At 42.8% G+C, this 24,222-nt stretch carries 16 protein-coding genes; 11 read left to right on the top strand and 5 right to left on the bottom strand.

Annotated elements, in window-relative coordinates; translation table 11 throughout:
• Window positions 1–220: DUF1289 domain-containing protein (locus ACT3QN_RS12690; protein WP_444529280.1), on the bottom strand; the 220-nt coding region annotated here is incomplete at its 3' end.
• Window positions 221–407: 187 nt separating this feature from the next.
• On the opposite strand from ACT3QN_RS12690, the gene ACT3QN_RS12695 reads away from it, so the two are divergent.
• The 3 genes from ACT3QN_RS12695 (at window position 408) to ACT3QN_RS12705 (ending at window position 3,934) form a co-directional block, all read left to right on the top strand.
• Window positions 408–1,070 (top strand): YqiA/YcfP family alpha/beta fold hydrolase, encoded by a 663-nt coding sequence (locus ACT3QN_RS12695; protein WP_444523017.1) that lies wholly within the window; start codon window positions 408–410, stop codon window positions 1,068–1,070.
• 116 nt (window positions 1,071–1,186) lie between these two features.
• Complete coding sequence (gene parE, locus ACT3QN_RS12700) at window positions 1,187–3,073, top strand: DNA topoisomerase IV subunit B (RefSeq protein ID WP_444523016.1); 1,887 nt, start codon at window positions 1,187–1,189, stop codon at window positions 3,071–3,073.
• Window positions 3,074–3,238: 165 nt separating this feature from the next.
• On the top strand, window positions 3,239–3,934 hold the full coding sequence (locus ACT3QN_RS12705; RefSeq protein WP_444523015.1) for a lysophospholipid acyltransferase family protein: 696 nt from the start codon (window positions 3,239–3,241) through the stop codon (window positions 3,932–3,934).
• Window positions 3,935–4,112: 178 nt separating this feature from the next.
• On the opposite strand, the gene ACT3QN_RS12710 is transcribed toward ACT3QN_RS12705, so the two are convergent.
• Window positions 4,113–4,895, bottom strand: a complete 783-nt coding sequence (locus ACT3QN_RS12710) for an SDR family NAD(P)-dependent oxidoreductase (protein ID WP_444520732.1) — start codon at window positions 4,893–4,895, stop codon at window positions 4,113–4,115.
• A gap of 283 nt (window positions 4,896–5,178) precedes the next feature.
• On the opposite strand from ACT3QN_RS12710, the gene ACT3QN_RS12715 reads away from it, so the two are divergent.
• Window positions 5,179–6,621, top strand: coding sequence for a hypothetical protein (locus tag ACT3QN_RS12715; protein ID WP_444523014.1), 1,443 nt, complete (start codon window positions 5,179–5,181; stop codon window positions 6,619–6,621).
• Between the two features lie 128 nt (window positions 6,622–6,749).
• Here the strand turns inward: ACT3QN_RS12715 and ACT3QN_RS12720 are convergent, their stop codons facing one another.
• Complete coding sequence (locus ACT3QN_RS12720; RefSeq protein WP_444520730.1) at window positions 6,750–8,414, bottom strand: mechanosensitive ion channel; 1,665 nt, start codon at window positions 8,412–8,414, stop codon at window positions 6,750–6,752.
• Between the two features lie 474 nt (window positions 8,415–8,888).
• On the opposite strand from ACT3QN_RS12720, the gene ACT3QN_RS12725 reads away from it, so the two are divergent.
• A complete protein-coding gene (locus tag ACT3QN_RS12725) occupies window positions 8,889–9,620 on the top strand; it encodes an FKBP-type peptidyl-prolyl cis-trans isomerase (RefSeq protein ID WP_444523013.1) in 732 nt (243 codons plus the stop codon).
• A 143-nt stretch (window positions 9,621–9,763) separates the two neighbouring features.
• Here the strand turns inward: ACT3QN_RS12725 and argA are convergent, their stop codons facing one another.
• Entirely contained in the window at window positions 9,764–11,086 is a 1,323-nt protein-coding gene (gene argA, locus ACT3QN_RS12730; RefSeq protein ID WP_444523012.1) for an amino-acid N-acetyltransferase, read from the bottom strand.
• Window positions 11,087–11,484: 398 nt separating this feature from the next.
• On the opposite strand from argA, the gene ACT3QN_RS12735 reads away from it, so the two are divergent.
• Window positions 11,485–12,072, top strand: a complete 588-nt coding sequence (locus ACT3QN_RS12735) for a hypothetical protein (RefSeq protein ID WP_444520727.1) — start codon at window positions 11,485–11,487, stop codon at window positions 12,070–12,072.
• 158 nt (window positions 12,073–12,230) lie between these two features.
• Here the strand turns inward: ACT3QN_RS12735 and ACT3QN_RS12740 are convergent, their stop codons facing one another.
• Window positions 12,231–13,250: a patatin-like phospholipase family protein gene (locus ACT3QN_RS12740; protein ID WP_444523011.1), complete on the bottom strand. Its 1,020-nt coding sequence runs from the start codon at window positions 13,248–13,250 to the stop codon at window positions 12,231–12,233.
• Window positions 13,251–13,528: 278 nt separating this feature from the next.
• Between ACT3QN_RS12740 and recG the strand changes: the two genes are divergently transcribed.
• From recG to ACT3QN_RS12765, 5 genes are all read left to right on the top strand, one after another.
• Entirely contained in the window at window positions 13,529–15,880 is a 2,352-nt protein-coding gene (gene recG / locus ACT3QN_RS12745; protein ID WP_444523010.1) for an ATP-dependent DNA helicase RecG, read from the top strand.
• Window positions 15,881–16,413: 533 nt separating this feature from the next.
• Complete coding sequence (locus ACT3QN_RS12750; RefSeq protein WP_444523009.1) at window positions 16,414–17,706, top strand: efflux RND transporter periplasmic adaptor subunit; 1,293 nt, start codon at window positions 16,414–16,416, stop codon at window positions 17,704–17,706.
• On the top strand, window positions 17,703–20,792 hold the full coding sequence (locus ACT3QN_RS12755; RefSeq protein ID WP_444523008.1) for an efflux RND transporter permease subunit: 3,090 nt from the start codon (window positions 17,703–17,705) through the stop codon (window positions 20,790–20,792). The genes ACT3QN_RS12750 and ACT3QN_RS12755 overlap by 4 nt, the downstream gene beginning before the upstream one ends.
• A gap of 443 nt (window positions 20,793–21,235) precedes the next feature.
• On the top strand, window positions 21,236–22,588 hold the full coding sequence (locus ACT3QN_RS12760; protein WP_444523007.1) for an esterase-like activity of phytase family protein: 1,353 nt from the start codon (window positions 21,236–21,238) through the stop codon (window positions 22,586–22,588).
• Between the two features lie 833 nt (window positions 22,589–23,421).
• The gene (locus ACT3QN_RS12765) at window positions 23,422–24,189 is read left to right on the top strand and encodes a hypothetical protein (protein WP_444523006.1); all 768 of its coding nucleotides are present in this window, start codon (window positions 23,422–23,424) and stop codon (window positions 24,187–24,189) included.
• Window positions 24,190–24,222: the final 33 nt, after the last annotated feature.

Raw genomic sequence — 24,222 nt, forward strand, 5'->3', positions numbered from 1 at the left:
CGGGATGGTCTCCGTTTTTGCGCAGGCGCATGAGCTCGATACGCAGCTTACGTCCTGCGATAAGCCTTAACACCTCGCGTTGCTGCTCTGTCGTCATATGATGCCATCGTTGGCGCTCGGCTCGACTGCGCAGGCAACCAAAGCAATAGCCTTTTTTATTGCTTTGACAGACACCGATACAAGGGTTGTCAATGTCGAACAGCTCAAACTGTTGATTCATGACTCCTCCATAATGACTACCGTCATTCCTTTGACCTGCATAAAACCACTGTTTAACTTTATTATGTCGCAAATATTGACTAATAGTGTGCCATTTTATTGTTATTATTTTCGTCTAGCGGGTGCTATGCTTAGCTTTGATAGCCTTTATAAGACAATCATAACAAAATTAATAAGTGAGATGATACGTGAACTTGATTTATATCCATGGGTTGGACAGTAATGCCAACTCGACCAAAGGGGTTTTATTAGAAAAATATTGCCAGCGTCATCATTCTGATATTAATGTATTACGTCCTGATTTAAATAAATCTCCTGTGCAAGTATGTGAGCAATTACTGTCTTTAATAGAAGAGCTAGATGATAGTAATGGTGGAAAATCAGTAGATAAACAGGTTACATTGTCGAATACGGTATTAATCGGTAGCTCCTTGGGTGGGTACTTTTCTACCTTAATCAGTAATCAAATAGGTTGTCCTGCACTGCTATTAAACCCCAGTACGCAGCCTCATGTTACGCTACAGCGTTTTGCTGATTCGTCAGTGTTTAATCCCGACAGCAGTAATGAGTCATCGGATAATAAAACCCTGCATACGACAGCAAGCGGTTGGCATATTACGCCGTCAGATTTACAGTGGTTTGCAGACCATCAGCTTTTATCAGTCAACTATCCCGATAAAGTTGCTGTATTACTCAAAGAGGGTGACGAGCTATTAGATTCTGAATTGTCTAGAGCTTTTTATCAAAATCAGGGCGCAACACTAACAGTGCAAGCGGATGGTGATCATCGCTTTAGTGACTTTGATGAGCAGCTACCTATGGTGATAAGTATCTTACAGAGTTTAGTATAGGCCTAAATAGACGACATTATATGACGTAAGCGATGGACTATTGACGTTAAGGTCGCTATTTTTCGTTATAATGGTTTTATAGAATTAAACGCACGCGAACAGTTAAGGATGCATTTGTGAGTCAATATAATGCGCAATCGTTAGAAGTTTTAGAAGGTCTTGAGCCAGTCCGTCGTCGACCGGGTATGTATACCGACACCACACGCCCCAATCATTTGGCGCAAGAGGTCATTGATAACTCGGTTGATGAAGCGTTGGCTGGTTATGCAAAAACCATCAAGGTGCAATTGCACAGCGATGGGTCGTTGTCTGTTGAAGATGATGGGCGCGGTATGCCAACTGATATCCATCCTGAGTTTGGTCAATCTGGTATTGAGCTGATTTTGACCCGCTTGCATGCCGGTGGGAAATTTTCGACCTCCAATTACGAGGTATCAGGTGGTCTGCATGGCGTAGGTATTTCCGTCGTTAATGCGCTATCAACGCGTGTCGAGGTCACGGTATGGCGTGATAGCACACAGTTCGATATGGCGTTTGAAAACGGCGCACCTGTAACGCCACTAACTGAGTCGGTAAGCTCGAATAAACGCAAACGTGGTACCAGAGTACATTTTTGGGCGGATGGTAGTTTCTTTGATACGCCCAAGTTTAATGTAAAACAGCTCAAGCATAATTTAAAAGCGAAAGCCGTTTTAGCCGCTGGGCTGACGATTGAATTCACCGATCATATCAATGATGAAAAGGTTGTTTGGCAGTTTACAGATGGGGTCGTTGAGTATTTAAGCGAACAATTAGACGGTCTGGAAACATTGCCTGACGCACCGTTTTATTATAATTACGATGCGAAAGCGGGCGAAAGGGCTGCTATTACTTTTGCACTATCTTGGCTGCCTGATGGAGGGACGCCAATTCAAGAAAGCTATGTCAATCTGATCCCAACCGCTCAAGGCGGCACGCACGTCAATGGCCTGCGTACGGGTATTTTAGAAGCACTGCGTGAGTTCTGCGATATTCATAACTTACTACCGCGTAGTGTGAAACTAACCGCAGAAGACGTCTGGGATGGGGTGAACTATATCCTATCTCTTAAGTTCTCTGAGCCGCAGTTTTCTGGACAGACCAAAGAGCGTCTTTCCAGTCGTGAAGCAGCTGGTGCAGTTCAAACATTGGTAAAAGATGCCTTCAGTTTATGGTTAAATCAAAACGCAGATATGGGCACACAAATCGCTGAATTGGCGATTAACAAAGCTGGACGTCGTCTAAAATCTGCCAAAAAAGTCGCTCGTAAGAAAATTACTCAAGGTCCAGCATTACCTGGCAAGTTGGCAGATTGCCGTGGTGATTTGCGTGATGGGGCAGAGTTGTTCTTAGTAGAGGGTGACTCTGCGGGCGGCAGTGCTAAGCAAGCGAGAGATCGTCATTATCAAGCGATATTACCTCTACGCGGCAAAATCCTAAATACGTGGGAAGTATCATCAGATACAGTACTATCAAGCCAAGAGATTCATGATATTGCCATTGCTATCGGTGTCGATCCTGCGTCTGATGATTTGTCCGAGCTGCGTTATGACAAGATATGTATCTTAGCGGATGCTGACTCTGATGGACTACATATTGCGACATTGATTTGTGCTCTGTTTGTGAAGCATTTTCCTGCACTAGTAGATGCAGGGCATCTGTTTGTGGCCATGCCGCCACTGTACCGAGTGGATGTGGGCAAAGAAGTACATTATGCGTTGGATGAGCCAGAGCTTGCACATATCTTAGCCAATGTACCGGGCAATAAAAAAGCTCAGATTACACGTTTTAAAGGTTTGGGGGAGATGAGTGCTGAGCAACTACGTGAGACGACGATGAGCCGTGATACACGCCGTTTAGTACAGTTAGATATGGATGACATGGTACTGACCGCTAGCGTGATGGATATGTTACTAGCCAAGAAACGTGCCTCTGATCGTAAGTCGTGGCTTGAAAGCAAAGGTGATTTGGCCGATATTTCTTAAGAAGTATCGACGAGTCTAAAGAAATATGAATACAGAATATCGTAACTGGACATTACTTATATTTATGGCTAAACGGTCTATCGCATAATAAAAGCACGCAAAATTTAGCCTAGCCACAAAATCTTAATGGTATTATGTCAGTACCTTTCACTATATTGTGCTGTCATGATACCGAAGATTTTTAACCGTTCTAAGTCTGCTACTACTGAATCTACACGCTCAAAGATACTGCCAAAGCTCAGTAGAAAACAAGTGGGTGACAAAGTGCCTAGGCGTGGTAATAAAGTGTCGCCTATCATTGGCTTATGGCTCATGAAGACTTTAGGATGGCGAACGGTTGGTGATATTCCTAATATCTCTCAGGCTGTGGTTTTGGCACTGCCCCATACCTCTAATGTGGATGGCGTTTATGCACTTCCTAGTTTATTTGCGCTAGATTTAAAAATCAGTATCATGGCAAAGCATACGCTGTTTAGAGTGCCAGTATTGTCTCAGCTGCTGTACTGGATGGGAATTATACCGATCAATCGCACTGAAAAAGGCTCAGTATTACAAGCCAGTATCGATAAGTTTAAAACAGGTGAGCCCCTATTTTTGGGCTTATCACCAGAGGGTACACGGCAATATACCGAAAGCTGGAAGACAGGATTTTATTATCTGGCACTCGGTGCTGGCGTGCCTATCTTGCCCGTTGCATTGGATTATAATACCAAAGAAGTTCGTTTTTTATCTGTGATACATCCAACTGGAGATATTGAAGCGGATTTACCAAAAATATATTCTCAGTATAAAGGGGTGTTGCCAAGACACCTTGAGCGTTTGTCACAGCCACTACAAGACATCAATAATGCAGCTGAGTAAGCTAAATAGTATAAGTAATAGTTCAATCAGTTAAGTTATAGGTACTGGTTGTAATACAGATGCGAAGACTCAAGGTTATCTACAACTAAGTTCTGATAGTTGATATTAAAAAGCCCCAGATATGATCATATCTGGGGCTTTTTAAGTTATGTGTTTGAAGATTTATTAGCTTAAAAATCTAAAATTGTGGCTGTCCGTTAGAGGCACTAACACCGCCATCGACAGGTAGGTTTACGCCAGTAATCATCGATGCATCATCGCTTGCTAAGAAGGTAATTGCGGCAGCGATATTCTCTGGGGTTGCTAAACGTCCAAGCGGGCAGCGAGCTAAGAATTTATCTGTTTTAGACTCATTGTCTTGGATAGCCGTGGTCATACCAGTTTTGGTAACGCTTGGATTGACTGCATTTACGCGAACACCATCAGAACCATGATCTAATGCCAACGTGCGAGTTAAATTGGTCACACCCGCTTTAGCAGCATTATAGGCTGCCATATTCCAATCGCCTCCCACACCTGAGAGTGATGAAATATTGACAATATTACCCTTTGATGCAATCAGGTGAGGCATCGCAGCTTGAGAGACGTAGAAGGTTCCGTTTAGATTTACATCGATAGCAGAGCGCCAATCATCAGCAGAGAGTTCTGTGATTTTACCTTGGGTTGCTTTGCCAGCATTATTTACCAAGATATCAATCTTGCCGAATTTGTCGATAGCGCGCTCAACCATCTCTTGTACTTGGCTTTGAACGCTAATGTCGCACGTAATAATAAGATAATTATCGGTGTGGATCCAAGTACGATCTTGCGGTAACTCTTTGGCAGTTTCTTCTAGTGTTTCCGCTGTACGTCCCACTAGAACCACGCTAGCGCCTTCCTCGGCAAAACGAATAGCCGTTGCACGGCCAATACCAGAACCTGCACCCGTTACAACGACGGTCTTTTCTTTAAAACGCTTCATAATATTTAATCCTTATTATTATATAATAGTCATCAAGATTTGGATGATTATCGTTTCGATAAATATAGTTAAGTACAGTTTGTTATCCATAAACTTGCACACAAGCAATATTGCTTTGATATCATCATAACAAGTGAGCGCTTTGAAAGCGACTGTCTCTGATAGTGCTTATGTAGCATAATTTTTCATCATTCAGATATTTGTAATACGCGATAATCATGCTGCTAGTATTATGAGCTATCAGGTGCGATATTCACCATACGATAATAAAAGGTTGGAACTTGTGTCCCATTCGATTACTACCATGCCCGACTGGGGTTACCTGACGACAGAGCTAGTCAGTTATTTACAGGCAGACGCTAAGGCGGTGACTTTGGCGGGCATGCATACAATTGAGCATGAGTACAATGCTCAATATATCGCTCGTCACTATCAGTATCAGTTACCACTTGGCAAGCTACAGCTGTTGGAGCTGACACTATATATACCCTATGATACAAAATCAGCTGAAATTGAGGCTGTACGTATGACCGCGGTAAAATCTGCTCTTACATGGTACAAAACATTATTATCCCAGAATGAAGACAATGAGTCAGTGGGTTACGAAGCTCTGATCTTTGATATTCAGCTTGTCGGAGGAGTTAGTAATCTAAGTAAAGATGATAGCGATGGTGAAACTACTAGTGCTCTACAACGACTTAAGCACGATTTTGGGGTTCGTTACTTTTTAGAAGATTTAGTTGTCGACATGAGCGAAAGCATGCAGCAGCTACAAGTATTTAGCTGGGATGATTGGTACTCGATCGCAGCAGCGGTACGAACCCCATGTGAGTTGTGGCGTTTCTTAGCCTATCATCTGGAGCAGTTGCAGCGGTCGGCCGTAAACCATATTCCAATCTTTGAGTCAGAAGACGCTTTGGTTGAGCGGTTTTTGCAAAGCCCAGATTTATTTACCCCTGCCATTGCAGTCGACAATACGCTCATCAAAAATGAAGCACAAGACGAACCTAACTCAGCACTGGTAGCGATCACGCTTGCATACAAAAACCAAAGTTCAACTGCTCAGATGTACCGTCAGCATATGATACAGGCAGCCACGATATGGTCTCAGCTAAGTATGCAGATGATAGATACATATGGTAAAAAGCACGTAGCTAATAGCAATGAGCAGGCAGAAATACCACTTGCTCACTGGCAGCAACAACTACTAGATGAGTCTTTATTTTCGCGTCACGAGCTTATTCGTACGCTATATAGACACCCTAAACAAAGCACATCACTGCAAAAAAATGGCTATGTTGTACACCAACATTCTTATGAAAGTTTAGGCCGACATTATGTACTGGTATTTTATAGTCAAGAGTCAAAAGGACCTAATAGCAAAGCCGCTGTCCAACCAAAGTTAGCAAAGATCGCACAGGATGTTGCCACACGTTTACCGATTATTGAGCTGCATCATGTAGTCGTGTTTGGTATCGACTTTATCACTGAGAATAATGAGAATTTTTTTGATATTGATTTATGGATTCAGCCAGTTGATGCGATGACGCAAAGGGAGCGCCAGCTTACTAAGCAAATGCAAAAGTTAAAACAACAAGAGTTAGATAAGCAAAATAAGCCACCTTCTAGTAATTTAGATAGTGGTGAATCTGCGAAAGTAAAAACAGAAAAGTTACCCCAAGTACAGATGAATCTTACTATCCCAGCTCGAAAAGATAAGCATTAGATTGTAGGGTAAATTCTTTAAAAGAGATTGGATAGTAAGAACCACATACTTATTCATATATTTACTGACACAAAAAAAGACAGCCTAGGCTGTCTCTTTTTTTATTTAAACTAAAATATCATAAATACTTATTTATTGAGGTCGTCATCAAGACCGCTACCAGGAAGTACGTCATCACTATTGTAGATGTCGTTAGTATCAACACGTGGTGTTTCAACTATATCGGTACGTAAGTCGGTACTAGGTGTACTAGCAGCAGATGGCGTGTTTTCACGAACTGAATCAGCAACCTTTTCTTCAGTTGATGAACTTGGCTGTAGCGCAGATTTTGCTTTCGCTTCAGTGCGCTCATGATCCATCTTGTCCTGCATTTTACGTAGGAAGCGAGCTGCAGCTTCTTGACCACCAAGACCAAATGATAAGGCAAAAGCGACGGCTACTGCACCTAATGTTAGACCAAATGCTAGGTTAACGATTGAGTCTGCAATACCCATTGCTTTTAGACCCATGGCTAATACTAGGCCCATGATCAATACGCGTACGATGTTTGCTAGGAATTGTGAGCCTTGCTCAGAACGTTCAACCACACCTGCAATAATATTAGCAAGCCAAAATCCGATAAATAGGATAATTGCGCCCAATATGATATTTGCACCGAATGCGATAAACATCGTAATAATAGCTGAGATAGGCTCGAAACCTAATAAGTCAGCAGCTGCAATAGCAGCAAACAACATAGCAAAGAAAATGATTGCATAACCAACTAGGTCTGAGACTTTCTTATCACCCATAGCCTCTTGTAAACCTACTTTCGCAGGTAATTGATTGATTTGGGTATTTTCAATCAAGCCTTTGATAATGTTAGCAACCATGCGCACAACGTAAAAGGTTACTACTAGGATAGCCACTGCCATAAAGATGTTTGGCAATGCTTCCATGATTTTGTTGAGCATATTGGTCGCAGGGCGAGCAATCACTTCGATTTTCAGTGCGTTTAAAGCAGCAATGATGGTTGGAATGATAACAACAAGAAATGCTAATGAACCAGCAATATTAGGTAAGCTATTTTGCTCACTTAACCCTGCTTTTGTGGCCAACTCTTGTACATTGAAAGTAGAAACAAGATTGGTGACGATGCCGCGTACGACTTTAGCAATGATATAACCAACGACGAAGACTACACCAGCAATCAAGATATTAGGGATGAAACTAAAGATTTTATCGACCATATTAGTCAATGGTGCGAATAAACCATCAAGCTCTAGTTGACCAAGTACCATGGTCAATACAACCAATAAGATGAACCAATAAACCATATCAGCAATTGTACTGCTCATTGGTTTTACGCCAGCTTGTGCACTTAAACGCTCATCCATAGAGGTTTTCGCGAGGGCAGCGTTGATCGCTGTGCGTACAACAGTAGCCACGACCCAACCGATCACACCAAGTGCGATAGCGCCAATAAGATTAGGGATAAATGCCAATACTTGATTAACCATATTTGCGAACGGTGCCGAGATAGAGTTTAAGTTTAATTGGCTAAGTGCGCCTGAGATAGCAATGATAAAAATAAACCAGAAAACAATTTTGGAAATGATACCTTCAAGATCGTAGTTCTTACCAGTTGAAGAGTTCATACGCTGATTGAGATTGACTTTAGAGAGTACGCCGCGTACTAATGCTGCGATACCAAGGGCTACTAGCCAACCAATAACGAATATCAAAATAGCACCAATGATGGAGCCGATAGGTCCACCAAGATAGCCGTTAAAAGATGTGTACATTGGGTTCATCTTATCCTCCTTGAAGCATCTTATATAACTCGCCAAAAACAATGTTCATATAGCGGTTAATGAGCAAGACATACAGATGATTGTCATAAATAGTATTTTTAGAATAAGTTATACAGAGATGTTATCTCTTTTGAGTATAAATTTTTATTAGCAGTATCTTTTATTTATATTACAGTGACTACTTATATTAAGATGACTCTACTCTCGACATCTGCTTATTTTTAATAAAAATTAATGCCCGATTACTTATCTCCTTAACTCATTCAGCTTAGCTGATGTATTGAGTGATTTAAAGATAGAAAGCTTTACCTGTTACTATATTTGTGTGATAACTTGTTATTATGATAAGAAATATTAACATAGACTATACATTGACCTGAGAATTTTATGTAAAGCGTAGTTCCCAAAACTAAGATTTGTTATTATAGAAGAACGTGACATCTCGCCACTATTCTTACAATTAGAGAGTACTTTATGAAAAAAATCACTACTTTAGGCGTTAGTGCACTTGCTAGCGCTATGTTGTTAGTAACAGGCTGTAGCACCAACAATGGCAATCAAGAAACAGCCGCTCAAAGCGTTTCCATTACCGAACAAAGCTCAGCTAGTGAAAAAGTAGGTTATAGCTTAGGTTTCATGATGGCGGAAGGCAATAAAGACGCTGTCAAGGATCTAGATCTAAATACTTTTGAAAAAGGCTTCCGTGATGGCTATGAAGGCAATGAATCAGCATTGACCCAAGAGCAAATGCAACAAGTATTGATGGACTATCAAAAAGAACAAGAAGAGCAGTTTGTTGAAGAGATGGAAACCAAGGCGACAGAAAATAAAGCCGCTGGTACTGAATTCTTAGCAGAAAACGCTAAAAAAGAAGGCGTGAAGCAAACAGAGTCTGGTTTACAGTATAAGGTCATTGAAGCAGGTACTGGTCAATCGCCAGAAGCAACTGACGTAGTCGAAGTAAACTACGAAGGTAAACTGCTTGATGGCACGGTATTTGATAGCTCTTATGAGCGCGGTGAGCCAATCGAGTTCCCACTAAACCAAGTAATCGCTGGCTGGACTGAAGGTTTACAGTTGATGAAAGAAGGCGGAAAGTACGAGTTCTATATTCCATCAGACATCGCTTATGGCGAAGCGGGTAATGCTGGTATCGAGCCTAACAGTACGCTTATCTTTACTGTTGAGCTGTTATCAGTAAAATAAGTATCTAGAGTAGATATCGATTATCTAGATATTTAGTTATAAAAAAGCCCTCATAAGATTATGAGGGCTTTTTTATGATCTGTACTTTATGTCAAATTGATATCAGTCTCATCTGATAATCTCGATATCAATTTGGCGATAAATTATAGATTTTTCTGAAAGACTTTAGAGTTACGGCCATTGTGGTATTTCTCTAGACGTGCTTCAGGTAAAGCGCTGGCTTCAACTTCAGCAAAGCCTTGCTCGACGAACCAGTGTTCAGTGCGAGTAGTCAAAACAAACAGCTTATACAAACCATGGCTGCGTGCTTGCTGTTCTAGAAACGCTAATAAATCAGCACCGCGGCTGCCATTACGGTACTCAGGACGTACAGCAACACAAGCAACTTCTGCTGATTCTGAATCTAGCGTATGCAATGCTGCACAGCCTAGAATCATACCATCACGCTCAATCACACTGTAATTGTCAATCTCTTGCTCCAAACGTTCGCGTGAACGACTGACCAAAATGCCTTGCTCTTCTAGAGGCGATAGCAGCTCAATAAGACCTACTACGTCATCGATATTGGCACGACGAATTTCTTCATAGGGGTCATGGCTAATTAGCGTACCAGAACCATCACGTGTGAATAGCTCTTCTAACAATGCCCCATTCTTAGCATATGAGATGATATGCGTGCGATGGACGCCTTGTCGACAGGCCAAGCTTGCACAGTTCAAGAAATAATTGATTTCACAATTTAAATCACGATCACGTAAGAAGCGATCAACTTCGTTCGGAATCATTTCGCGTAATAAACGATCATCGTCATTGATACCCGCCTCTTCACCTAAGAAAATAAGCTTGTCAGCACCAAGCTCTACAGCAGCGCTAAGCGCCACATCTTCGGCTAATAGGTTAAACACTTCGCCAGTCGCAGAGTAGCCCATAGAGCCTAAAATAACGATATGGTCATGAAGTAGGTTGTTTTTGATAGCGTCCACATCGATAGAACGTACTTCTCCCGTCATTTGGTAGTCAACACCTTCACGGATACCATAAGGACGAGCTGTCACAAAATTACCCGATATTGCATCGATACGTGAGCCATACATCGGAGAGTTGGCCAGTCCCATCGATAGCTGAGCTTCAATCTGTAAACGAATAGCTCCAACGGCCTGTAAGATAGATGGCATCGCTGCACGCGGCGTAATACGGATGTCTTGATGTAGCGGAGATTCAATGTTGGTATCTTTTAAGTTCTTTTCGATTTGCGGTCGTGCCCCGTGTACCAGTACCAGCTTGATACCCAAGCTATGCAACAAGGCAAAATCGTGAATAAGTGTGCTGAAGTTCGCATGATTGACCGCTTCACCACCAAACATGATCACGAAAGTTTTGCCGCGATGGGTATTAATGTAGGGTGCAGAGTTACGGAACCAATGGACGTATTCAGGGTTGATCTGGGGCATGGAGCTAGTAGTCATAATGGGAGCAGTAGTCGTTAGAATAAGAAAAAGTGCGCAGCAAAAAAATGCCTAACGCTAAAGATTTACCATAGCAAAAAACGCGGTTATGAGCTATCTTTTATTTCAGCTGTATTCAAGCATTCTTATTGCCCATCGCTGATATACACAACCTCAACACTGGGTTAATGTACCCACAAACGCTTTTTGTTATGCTAAGCGCTATTGCTTTACAGATATTGAGCGAAGATAATCAGGTTAGATAAGTGAGTTCATATGTTTGATAGATTGTATGAACTATTCCACAGCGATATCTTATATACGTCGTAATGCTTTTTAACTGTTGAACAAATTATAAAAATAACTTAAGTTGCACCATCTGTGTTTTACTGATATATCAACCAGGGATAATGAAAACCATGAAAAAAAGTAACCAGTTTGCTAGCCCGTTCAGTGCTTGGAGCGGCCACCGCTTATTTCACGTTGTTGCCGGTACGCTCATCGGTGCAATGGTAGTTACACAAGCCTCAGCGATGCTGCCAACACCAGAGCAAGCGGTTGATAGCTCAATGGCTATTCAAGCAAATACCAGCAAGAGCAGCAATTCAAGTGCTCAAGCCGTTAACAGTAAAATTACAGCGTCATTGGTCAGCGTTGACGCCAACGGTCAAGAGATACTCGTCCCTGTAGATACCAACACTCGTTTGCAGTCAGGCAATGTATTGGAGTATCAAGGATATTTTACCAATACCAATGCAGATCGTGTACGCAAAATGACTGTTACGATGAGCATCCCAGAGCAGGTAGAACTATTAGAAACCGTAGCTCCTGAATTCCCGTATGGCAGTGTAGATGGCAATAACTTTTCTCGTATGCCGTTACGTACCAAAGTTGATAATCAGCTACAAGACGTCGCGCTTAAATACTATAAAGCGGTACGTTGGGACTTAGAAGGCGTAGGTCTAAATGATACCGTCGCCGTAAAATACCGTGCCCGTGTTAAATAGTTCTGAATATTTGGTTTAGCATCAATATAGTTAGCATTGAAAGTAGTTAGCACTAAAAGCTATCAATAAAAAAGCACCGCAGTTTATAGCTGCGGTGCTTTTTCGTGATGTAAGAGGATATTTAACAATCTCACTGATAAGTAACTAATAATACTCAACTACAGCGTGGCATATTGGCTACTAGATTTCTCTTGGATAAGTTGTTTGATGGCACTGATTTGTGGCGTGGTAGCTTGAGTGCCTGCTTGTATTAAACTGCGCCGCTGCCGAGTATCTATTGAACTGTTACGACCGACATTGGGAGTAATAGTAATATCCGCCCGATCCCGCTCACTCTGAGTTGATGCGGAGCGATTAGCAGTCAGGTTGGTAGCTAGAATATTGGTTTCGAGAAAACCCCAAAAATCACTCAACGAGTTAATAGTCGGTATTTGATTATTAGTATTATTACTGCCTTGAGACCCTGTTACATCTATAGCAATGACAATGTCAGCACCCAAGTCATAGGCGCTATCTACTGGTACTAAACTGACCACACCGCCATCGATATATTTTTTACCGACCTTTTCAGGAATGCGCGGGGCAATAAAAATATTGGGTACGCTGCAGGACGCTTGTACCGCAAGGCCTGCATTCCCAGTGGTAAAGACTGTTTTCTTTAGAGTGTATTTTTCTGCTGCGATTGCTGCAAAGGCAATGGAGAAGTCCTCTATGGCTTTTGCATTTACCTTATCATTAATAAAGTTTTTTAACTTAATACCTTCGATAAAACCTTGATTGGACAAGGTAAAGTCTGTGAGCTGGCTATCAGTAGTGGTCAGTGCTAATTGCTCAAGCTGGGCAGGCGTATAGCCACTGGCGTATAAGCTGCCAATCAAGCTACCCACACTTGTACCGACCACCAATGTTGGTTTGATACCGTTTTCTTCTAGCGCCTTAATGACACCTACATGAGCAAATCCTTTCGCACCGCCACCACCCAAAACTAGTGCGACAGTAGGGGTATCAATAACAGGCTCTGGTGTGGCGGGAGTAGTCGATGGTAAGGTGCTACATGCACTAATATACAAACCGAGAAAGGTTATTAAGCTTAACTTCAGTAGTTTTAGACTATCAAGAATTAGTTTGTGACGAATCAGATTGTGATGAAACTGACGAGGCAAAATAGAAACAAGCATAGAAAAACACCTCATGAAATTGCCATAATTCAAAAAATAATACATCAGTTATTGGTATGATGAGGAGAAGTGGTTTATCTATAGTAGAGGGACTATGTAGGTGCTATTTTACTAAATAGCTTAGCATAAGCAATTGTATTGTCAGCTATAATGAAATGAACCGACCTTTTTACGTACTATTGTTATCGCTATTCTGTAGTACAGGTCATCATGTGCAGCCTACTAAAAATGCTCGATTTAGCATACAAAAATTAAAAATAATATTGTTAGGATCTTTAATGCACATATCGGAGAGTCATACCTCAGCTAACTCGTCAGATCATTTTAGATCTGATATACCACTATCAGCACTAGATATGCCAGTGTCTGCGCTAGCAGGTGTGGGAGTAAAAGTAGCGGAACAGTTGGCGCAATTGAATATCAAGCGGATATTCGATTTGCTATTACATTTGCCTCGTGACTATGAGGATCGCAGTCGGCTGGTATCAATCGCCGATGTAGAGCATGGACAATCAGCGCTAATTACTGGTCACATCGTCCATGTCGATACCAAGCGCAGTGGAATGACTGTGACAGTGGATGATGATACGGGTACGATATCTTTGCGGTTTTTTAAGGTCTATCGTGGTCTGGTACAAACCATGAATTTGGGGACACGCTTACAGCTATTTGGTGAAGTTAAAGTCAGCCGTTACGGTAAACAGATACATCATCCTGAATATCAAATTATCACTGACAATACAGTCATGACCGATACGGGATTGCAGCCTATTTATCCTACTGTCAAAGGTCTACATCAAAACAAGTTGCGCACTTTGATTAAGCTTGCATTGCAAACAGTCCGCAGCCAAGGTCTGCCTATGACATTATTTACGGCTGGGGATTTTGCAGTTGTATCAGATCTGCCATTAGTGCCTTTTGAACCATCTAAATCAGCGGTGTCAGAGGCCGAATATACCGAAGATATTTTCTCGACGTTAGCACGCAGCGTACCTGATAATGCGATTGGCAATAGCGTATACAAACCCAGTCCCTCTACCTATCAGGCAGATAATGACATACATAGCGTCGCAGCAGGCATTGCTCAGCACAATGTCTATAATTTAACGATATTTGAAGCATTGGTACTGCTGCACACGCCGCCTACTTATACCAGCGCATCTCAGCAATACAAATTATTAACGCAACTCAGCGCTCGTACGCATGCTGCCTGCCAGCGCTTGATTATTGAAGAGTTGACTGCCCATCAGCTTAGTCTGCTATACCGTCGCCAACAGCTACATCAGCATAAAGCGCCTAAATGCACTACCAACAGTTCTCTTGCTGATAAGCTGTTTTCTGCACTGCCTTTTGATTTAACGGGTGCGCAAAAAAGAGTGATGAAAGACATCACTGCGGATATGGCCACCTCAATTCCGATGTTACGATTGGTACAGGGCGATGTGGGTGCTGGCAAGACGTTGGTTGCAGCAGGGGCGGCGGGTTATGCGCTCGACAGTGGCTGGCAGGTCGCGGTAATGGCACCGACTGAGATTTTAGCAGAGCAGCATCTACTGAACTTTAAGCAGTGGTTTGAGCCATTGGGTGTCGGCGTCGGTTGGCTCGCAGGTAAGCAAACGGCCAAACAGCGCCGCGAAGCTTTGGAAGCGGTGAGCGAGAATACCGTACAAATCGTCGTCGGCACGCATGCGTTGTTTCAAGAGCAAGTTCAGTTCGCTAAGTTAGGTTTGGTTATCATTGATGAGCAGCATCGTTTTGGTGTTGAGCAGCGCATGGCATTGACTAATAAAGGCGTGGCTAATAGTACGCCGCACCAACTAATCATGACTGCAACACCAATTCCAAGAACCTTAGCGATGAGTGTCTATGGTGATATGGATACCTCAATCATCGATGAGTTGCCACCGGGGCGTACCCCAATCACCACAGTGACCATCGATCGTAATCGACGTGATGAGGTGATAGAACGTATTGCGATTAATTGCGAAGCGGGCAGGCAGGCGTACTGGGTATGCTCACTGGTAGAGGCGTCTAGCGTATTGGATGCGCAGGCAGCTGAAGCCACGTATGAGGATTTGAATGAACGTCTAGATATTCGTATTGGACTGGTACATGGCAAGATGAAGTCTACCGATAAGCAAGTCATCATGCAGGAGTTCAAAGCAGGTAATCTGGACTTGTTGATTGCGACGACTGTCATCGAGGTAGGGGTTGATGTGCCTAATGCGTCGCTCATGGTTATCGAAAATGCAGAGCGTCTGGGACTATCGCAATTGCATCAGCTGCGCGGACGAGTCGGACGTGGATCGACCAAAAGCTTCTGTGTACTGTTGTATCAAAAGCCGCTATCCGAGACAGGCACAGAGCGTCTAAACGTCCTACGCGATAGTACCGATGGCTTCGTCATTGCTCAAAAAGACTTAGAGTTACGTGGACCAGGAGAGCTATTGGGTAAACGTCAAACAGGCAACGTTGGTTACTATTTGGCTGATCTAATCCGTGATGAGCAATTATTTGCCATTGCTCAGCGGTTAGCGAAGCACTTGATAGCAGACCCTGTGCGAAAAGCAGATGTTAGTCAATTGATTCATCGATGGATGCCTGAGGCAAGTCGTTATACCAATGCTTAGTGTCTAATAATCATTGATTAGTACCCAGTGTCTATTGCCCAGTATTTAGTATTGGCAAGTAGATTTATTACGTTATTGAACCTAGCTTTAGGTATAAATACATAGCATAGCTGCAACGTTAAAATTATTTATAAGACGATATTCCATCCATAGTTATTCGTTGAATACATCAGATATTCGACGACTGACTATATGCACTCTTATTTCTTTAATTTAGTCGATATGCCTTTAATATTGCACATATCTTTTGTTTAAGGTTCAATTAAATCTATGAACGCTAGACACTATACTTAAAAATAAGATGATGATTAAATATATGCTATTCTCGATAATTTGATGAACTATTATAATAATAAACAGTGCTTTAGAGAACATCGTAATACTCTCCGTAAGTAACGCTCATAGTCATATATCAGGCTATCCAAACATTGCCTCGATTGTGTGCCACTTTTTATTATTGCTGTGACTGATTGATATTTTTAGTCATGCTATATCAAGTATTTCAATATTGACTGTACCTATAGAGAGTTACCATGAGCGATTTTGAAGAAACCCATTCTAAGCCGTCAGCTGAATCTAAGTTGCCGCCATATCGTCAACCTGACACTTCACCTCAAAGACCATCTTCAAAACCACCAATATGGTTGTGGCCCGTATTGGCAGCCGTGCTAGTAATTGGTGTGCTGCTTGGCAAGTATTGGGGCAGTGATGGTAGTGTCGCTGTAGATCAATCAGCAGCTTCTAATTCTGTCGAAAACAATCAGTCAACCGGTAGCGATGCTGGTATTGAGCAATCGGTACTATCAGTAGAAACAATCAATCCAAGCCAAGATGATATCGGTAGCACGCTTAGTGCCGATGGAACTATCAATGCTAAAGATACTGCGAATGTCAGCGCCAAAGTCAATGGTGTGGCTATCGAGCGTATTTTGGTCGAAGAAGGCGACCGCGTCAGAGCGGGTCAAGTTTTAGCCGTATTCGATACCGATGCCATGGAGCAGCAAGTGCTACAGGCACAAGCAGATGTCGCAGAAGCGGAAGCCACCCTTGCCAATGCTAGCGCTGACGCTGCACGTGTGCTGCCATTGATCGATATCGATGCCATCAGCAAACAAGAGGCCGATCGCTACCGTACTTCGGAAGTCCGTGCCAGAGCTTCTTTGCAAGCATCCAGAGCCCGTTTGAGTAATCAGCGTTTGACATTAGAGAATGCAAAAGTCGTCGCTCCTGTCAGCGGTATTATCAGTGAAAAAATGGTAGAAGTCGGTCAAGTGGCAGGCGGAGAACCATTATTTACGATTATCGAAGGCGGTGTGTTGGAGTGGCGAGCAGACATAGATCCTAAGCTCATCGGTGATATAAACGTCGGTACGCCTGTACAAGTCAGTCTGCCAGGTGGTGATACAGTAATGGGGCAGGTGAACCGTATTGCACCAACCGCAGATAACAACCGCCAAATTACGATTTATGCCAGCCTAGCCGCCAACTCAAAGATGCGTGCAGGCATGTATCAAACAGGCGAGTTCATCTTGGGAAGTAGCAGTACGCAAACAATTCCGAATAGCGCCGTTGTCAGCAATGATGGTTATGATTATGTGATGCTCGTTACCGAGTCGACTACTCGAGATGATCGGTCGATGGGACGTATCAAGCAGCAGCGAGTGACATTGGGTGAGCGATTGGGCGAGAGCGTGGCAGTGTTAGAGCCTTTGCCAAATGACAGTCGTATCGTAAAGCAGGGCGGTAGCTTCTTAAATGATGGGGACCTAGTGCGTGTTGTTAATGGTTTGTCTCAAACCAATAAGCCAGTGCAGGCACAGCCATGAGCTTAAACGTCTCCGCTTATTCGATAAAGAACCCGCTCGTTGCTATCTTACTGTTTGTGCTGCTGACGTTGGGCGGTATTTACGGTTTCATGAAAATGAAAGTCCAGCAGTTTCCGGACATAGACTTGCCAGCGGTGGTAGTCACGGTCACGCTACCGGGTGCTGCGCCTTCACAGCTCGAAAACGATATCGCCAAAAAAATTGAGAACAAACTGACCAGTATCGAAGGCGTGAGTCATATTCGTACCACGTTACAGACGGGTGCGGCGACCATTGCCACTGAGTTTACCTTAGAAAAAGACATTCAAGAAGCGGTAGACGATGTGCGGTCAGCAGTAGGCGAAGTACGTGGCGATCTACCAGCTGCAGCCAACGATCCCATTATTACCAAAGTATCTACTGCTGGGTTTCCAGTGGTTACGTACTCTGTCGCTGCTGAGAATATGAGCGTGGAGGATTTATCTTGGTTTGTCGATGATACCGTTACCAAACGGCTATCTGACATACCAGGCGTAAGTACCGTGAGCCGCGTTGGTGGGTTGCAGCGTGAAATCACGGTTGCTGCCGACCCGATTGCGTTAAGTGGTCTAAAGTTTTCTATTTCGCAATTATCGCAGCAAATCGCTGGTATCCAGCAAGACAGCTCTGGTGGAGAGGCAGAAGTTGGCAATACCACTCAGACCATCCGTGTTCTTGGTGCTGTTGAGCGAGCAAATGAGCTAAACGATTTGCAAGTGGCTGTCCCTACAGGGGGCACACAAGCTTTAGGTCGTATGGCAAAAATCACTGATGGCGCAGCAGATCCAAGCTCGATTGCTAAGCTGGACGGTCAAACAGTGGTGGCATTTAACATTACTCGCTCGCGCGGTGCCAGTGAAGTTGATGTGATGGATCTGGTTGATAAAGAACTTGCCAGGCTGACTGCTGATGTTGGTAATATCAGTATTGAGAAAGTCTATGACCGAGCGACACCCATTGCAGAGGATTATGAAGCCTCATTAAGAATGCTCATCGAGGGTGGTCTGCTAGCTGTAGTCGTAGTCTTCCTGTTTTTGCGTAATATTCGAGCGACTATTGTTGCCGCGGTCGCTTTACCGCTATCGGTCATTCCAACCTTTTTAGGTATGTATCTGTTTGGCTTTAGTCTTAACATCATCTCACTACTGGCATTATCACTGGTTATTGGGGTGCTGGTCGATGATGCAATCGTTGAAGTCGAAAACATCATACGCCATCTACGTATGGGTAAGACGCCTTATGAAGCGGCGATGGAAGCTGCTGATGAAATCGGTCTTGCCGTTGTCGCCACCACTTTTACTTTGGTTGCAGTGTTTTTACCAACGGCCTTTATGGGCGGTATCGTTGGACAGTTTTTCCGTCAGTTCGGTTGGACGGCTGCCTTATCAATTTTTGCCTCGCTAATGGTAGCGCGCCTGATTACCCCGATGATGGCAGCTTATATCTTGCGACCCGAGAAAAAGCACGTCGGAAAACAAAGCGCGATGATGAAGTACTATCTCAAGATTGTATCTTGGACCCTACATCATCGCTGGCTAACCATGGGTGCAACGCTTGTTTTATTTGTAGCATCATTAGCTCTAGTTAAGCTGCTACCGACATCATTTATCCCTGACAACGATATCGATCAAACTCGAGTGGCTATTGAGCTGACGCCTGACGTGTCGTTGGCAGATACTGAGCGCGTGGCGGCGCTAGCAAGTGCTCGCATTTTGGCCATGCCTGAGGTGACCAATATTTTTACCTCAGTGGGAGAGGCGCAGGCATCGATGGGTGCGTCAGATGGTGGTGGTAGTAAGGCCGAAAACATCGCGGGCTTGGATATCGTACTTGCCCCACGTGCAGAACGAGGCACCAAGCAAGAGATAGAGCGCAAAATTAGCAAGCTGATGACCGAGGTACCAGGAGCACGGTTTACGGTCGGTCTATCGAGTGGCGGTGAGAGTGGCTATAATTTTTCATTGACCAGTACCAATCCGCAACTGCTCGAACAGACTGCACAAAAAATCATGTCTGAGATTCGAGGTCTGCCAAGTGCAGGTGCGGTAACCAGTGATCGCAGCTTGCCACGTCAAGAGCTAACGGTAACGCCAGATAGGTTGGCAATGGCGGATAAAGGGGTTACCACGCAAGATATCGCTACGACTCTACGTGTGGCGACCGTAAGCGATTACGAACAGCGACTGTCCAAGCTCAATCTTGATACACGCCAAATACCGATTGTGGTACGTTTACCTGACGTGGCTAAGCAAAATGTTAGCCAGCTAGAAGGTTTGTACGTGCCAAGTACCATGCCTGCCGGTCAAGGCGTACGTGTCGGTGAGGTTGCTACGCTAGACTTTGGCACTGGGCCTGCACAGATTAGCAGACTGGATCGAGAGCGGGCTATTAGTATTACGGTACAACCTGCGAGTGGCGAGCTTGGCGATTTGGTACAAGCGGTCAAAGCAGTTCCGACTATGCAGCAACTGCCGGCTTCAATTACTATCATCGATCAGGGCCAAGCTGAAAATATGGCTGAGCTCTTTAGTGGCTTTATCATTGCGATGTCCGTCGGTGTGGTTTGTATTTTAGGCGTACTTATTTTATTGTTTGGTCGTTTCTTACAGCCTTTTACCATTCTGATGGCGTTACCTCTGTCGATCGGTGGGGCGTTCGTCGGCTTAGTTATTACCAATAGCAGCTTATCGATGCCTTCGATGATTGGCTTTATTATGCTCATGGGTATTGCGACCAAAAACTCGATTCTATTGGTCGATTATGCGTTAATTGCCCAGCGCCGAGGGCTGGCACGTTTTGAAGCCATCGTAGATGCATGTCGTAAGCGTGCACGGCCTATCATCATGACGACCATTGCGATGGGTGCAGGTATGTTGCCATTGGTATTTGGTTGGGGCGATGCAGATCCTACTTTTAGGCGACCGATGGCAGCAGCGGTACTGGGTGGTCTGGTAACCTCTACGCTATTGAGCTTGGTTGTTATTCCTGTTGTCTATACTTTGATGGATGATTTATCAGGATGGTTTGCTAAATGGTTAGCGCCACATGGTAAACCTAGTGACCTCTAATAGTCACTTCTCATAGAGAGCCAAATAGCTAACCAAATAGTTAGCTAAGACACGACATAATAGTAGCAACGTAAGAAGTGATAAACACACTCTCAGTCAGGTCGTATATTGGTCGAACTAGAAGGTATTTTCGTGACTTTCATCAGATGGCTTTACCTTTGCGAAGAGCAATCAATAATAAAGTTGGAAGCTATACTAAAAAGTTATCTTGAGTGCATGTATTGTCGTCAAAGCAGGTGAAAAACACTGCTTTAGTGTTTGCTGAATAGAATGAACGGCTTATCGTTTTAACGGCAGGGATCAATAGCTAGTATTCATATATCGTGGATTGTTTTATATGGGTTTTGACTCCTTAACTATCTTAGCAAATGAGCGTCATTAAACTGACATTTCAATATCCTACAATCTGGATTCCTAAATGACTATCAGTGGAATCCATAAAGATGACCTCCAAATCCTTGCTAACCTTAGCAATAGCTTCCTTATCTATTTTAAGTCATGTTGCAACAGCAGCGGTAGAGTATCCAGCTACTCTTGAGTCTCACGCCATACTGCCTGCTAAAACTTTTATCGCTGCACCTTTTGATGCCCCTGAAGATCTAAAAGTCAGCGGTAAATATACCACGGGTCAATATGTCAGTGAAGTAGGGAGTGTTGAGGGGAAGTCGTATAATCGTCCGACAGGTATGAGCTTGCCGTTTAATGGACAACCTGTACAAGGTAGCTCTGGCATTAAGTATATGGACGATGGTACGTACTGGATATTGACCGATAATGGCTATGGTAGTAAAGCTAACTCACCTGATGCGATGTTGTTTATTCGTCAATACCATATAGACTGGAATACAGGGACATTTAAGCCAATTAAGACCATATTCTTCAATGATGCTGATCATGTAATGACGCACCGTATTGTTCACGAAGGAACGGAGAGTCGCTATTTAACCGGTGCTGACTTTGATTTAGAGAGCTTCCAATTTATCGATGGGGATATTTGGATAGGTGAAGAGTTTGGACCTTGGCTGCTTCAATTCGATAGCACAGGTAAGTTAAAATCAGTCCATGATACAGTGGTCGAAGGCGATATAAAACGTTCTCCTGATCATCCTGCGCTTAAACTAGCAGGGGCACCTGATGGTGACACACCAAATTATGAAACCAAGCGTTCAAAAGGGTTTGAAGGTATGGCCTCTTCACCTAATGAGCGCTATTTGTATCCTTTATTAGAAGGAGCCATATACGATCATAAGACTAAGGCATATGAATCGGTAAACGGACAGAACTATCTGCGAATCTTAGAATTTGATACGAAACGCAAGCAGTATACAGGTAAAAGCTGGAAATATATCTTAGACAGTAATGAGTATGCTATCGGTGATTTTAATATGATTGACGATACTTACGGTCTGATTATCGAGCGTGATAACCTAGAGGGCACATCAGATCTAGCCTGTTCTGATAACGCTCAAGATACCACTAAGTGTTTTGAAAATCCTGCCGACTATAAGCGTGTTTACAAAGTGGCACTCGATCAAAACAGTGATATAGCACGTAAAGTAGCTTACATTGATCTGATGAGCATTGAAGATCCAAAAAATGTGTCTAAAAAGCCACTGGTCAATAGCAAGCTTACGTTTCCATTTTTCACGATTGAAAACGTTGATATCGTAGATTCGAGCCACATTGTGGTCGGTAATGACAACAATCTACCATTTTCATCGAGTAGGCTTCCTAACCAAGCAGATGATAATGAACTGGTGTTGCTAGAAGTAAAGGATTTTTTAGCAGCTCAATAGTAGTCAACTAGCTTTACTCAAAACCTTAATGTTTACTATAAACGCTCATAAAATGTGAGCGTTTTTTTGACTAGTAAAAAACAACACAATCTCATCTGCTGCTCATAAGAAGAAACGAGGTAGTATTCTTAAATTATGCCTTTGAAAAACTTAGAACCTATCTTGTTCAGATAAAAATATAGAAAATGTGTTTACTTTTATCTAATAGTTTTGTTTCGATTAGCGCAGAAAACTCCTTGTAATTCTCAATCTTCTTAGCATGGAAGACCATCCCAAACTCTATATAACCGCCCCCTGCCGTCAATGCCGTGCACTCGAACTTAGGTTGTTTTAGTCAGGCAGTTAGCGGAAGTTTTTTAGATATGCCTCAAGGGAACAACTTACAGCAGACTATTTTAAGTGTTGATGTTTATCAGAACGTATCTTAGAGCATCACCCAAAAAAATAATAAGATTTCATACTGAGGTAACGAGATATGGGTTGTAGCCTGCTTTTTACTGCGGCGGCAAGAGCGCCCCATTTTCAGCAATTGGCTTTATCTTTTACAACACTCTGTGAATATCTCAGTTATTATTTGAAACTAGGGGTACTTTAAAATAGTATATGGAACGTAAAATACCGTTTGTTGCAAGCCTGCGTTATGTCGATAGATTTTTCCTTTTGATATTTAGTCATCCGAAAGTATTAATGTACTCAACACATCATTTAGCTAAATAAATGACTCGATGTCATTTGCAAAAAACAATATTTTAACTTTGGTATAACAATATCTAGATTAAATTAAATCTAATGAGAACTTGCATATTAATGAATTAAATAAGAAGGAACTTACTTTGAAATTATCTTTCATCGGATTAGCGATAACTTTTGTATTGGTTGGTTGTGGAGAGGAAAGTACATCGTATTCAGAACCATCAACTGATGGTGAAGTATCACCAACTGAACCATCTAATACGACCTCTTTAGCTTGCATTAACTCAACGTTGCTAACCCCAGGCACGACGATTGATCTAGAATATGCTTCAAATGGTGCTATAGATTTTGGACTTAACGATGTTCATGAAGTTGTAGAAGCAGTTCCGCAATATAAAGGCTTTAGCGATGTATTGGCTAGAAAAGAAGGTCAATCTATTGTGTATATAAAGCACGATAAAGCTGATCAATCAGTGATCACTCTAGGGCAAACTGACAGTGAGGCTGGGATGGAAGTTGATTACCAACCGAGCGGATTAAAACTAAATTATAACTTAGAACAAGGTGAGACGAAGCATTATGCAACAGTCACCATGATTGAAACAACAGCTGGCGAAATGAAGTCTTATACAATGGACACTTCATTAAAATATGTTGGTAGAGAAACCATTACGGTTCCAGCAGGCACGTTTGAGACTTGCGTATTTGAACACAAGTTTTACGTCGTTCAAGACGACGGGATAAGTGCTAATACGTTATACACTCGTTATACTGGCGTAGATAACGGCGTAAAAATCAAAGAAATAACGGAAACAACATCGTCTGAATCTGAAGATGTTGGCTTATTCGATGATACGATATTATTAGAGAAAGGAAGTATCAACGGTCAAGCCATACAAGGTTTATAGTCAGTTAACGCTCCTTGACCTCGTTCTTCTTCA

The sequence above is a fragment of the Psychrobacter sp. AOP7-C1-14 genome (assembly GCF_052376135.1).
In the GTDB taxonomy this organism is placed as follows: Bacteria; Pseudomonadota; Gammaproteobacteria; order Pseudomonadales; family Moraxellaceae; genus Psychrobacter.

Excerpts from the sequence above, each read along its gene's own strand:
- ACT3QN_RS12705 (WP_444523015.1), top strand. The coding sequence starts at position 3,239 with ATGATACCGAAGATTTTTAACCGTTCTAAGTCTGCTACTACTGAATCT.
- ACT3QN_RS12710 (WP_444520732.1), bottom strand. The coding sequence starts at position 4,895 with ATGAAGCGTTTTAAAGAAAAGACCGTCGTTGTAACGGGTGCAGGTTCT.
- ACT3QN_RS12720 (WP_444520730.1), bottom strand. The coding sequence starts at position 8,414 with ATGAACCCAATGTACACATCTTTTAACGGCTATCTTGGTGGACCTATC.
- ACT3QN_RS12725 (WP_444523013.1), top strand. The coding sequence starts at position 8,889 with ATGAAAAAAATCACTACTTTAGGCGTTAGTGCACTTGCTAGCGCTATG.
- argA (WP_444523012.1), bottom strand. The coding sequence starts at position 11,086 with ATGACTACTAGCTCCATGCCCCAGATCAACCCTGAATACGTCCATTGG.
- ACT3QN_RS12735 (WP_444520727.1), top strand. The coding sequence starts at position 11,485 with ATGAAAAAAAGTAACCAGTTTGCTAGCCCGTTCAGTGCTTGGAGCGGC.
- ACT3QN_RS12740 (WP_444523011.1), bottom strand. The coding sequence starts at position 13,250 with ATGCTTGTTTCTATTTTGCCTCGTCAGTTTCATCACAATCTGATTCGT.
- recG (WP_444523010.1), top strand. The coding sequence starts at position 13,529 with ATGCACATATCGGAGAGTCATACCTCAGCTAACTCGTCAGATCATTTT.
- ACT3QN_RS12750 (WP_444523009.1), top strand. The coding sequence starts at position 16,414 with ATGAGCGATTTTGAAGAAACCCATTCTAAGCCGTCAGCTGAATCTAAG.
- ACT3QN_RS12755 (WP_444523008.1), top strand. The coding sequence starts at position 17,703 with ATGAGCTTAAACGTCTCCGCTTATTCGATAAAGAACCCGCTCGTTGCT.
- ACT3QN_RS12760 (WP_444523007.1), top strand. The coding sequence starts at position 21,236 with ATGACCTCCAAATCCTTGCTAACCTTAGCAATAGCTTCCTTATCTATT.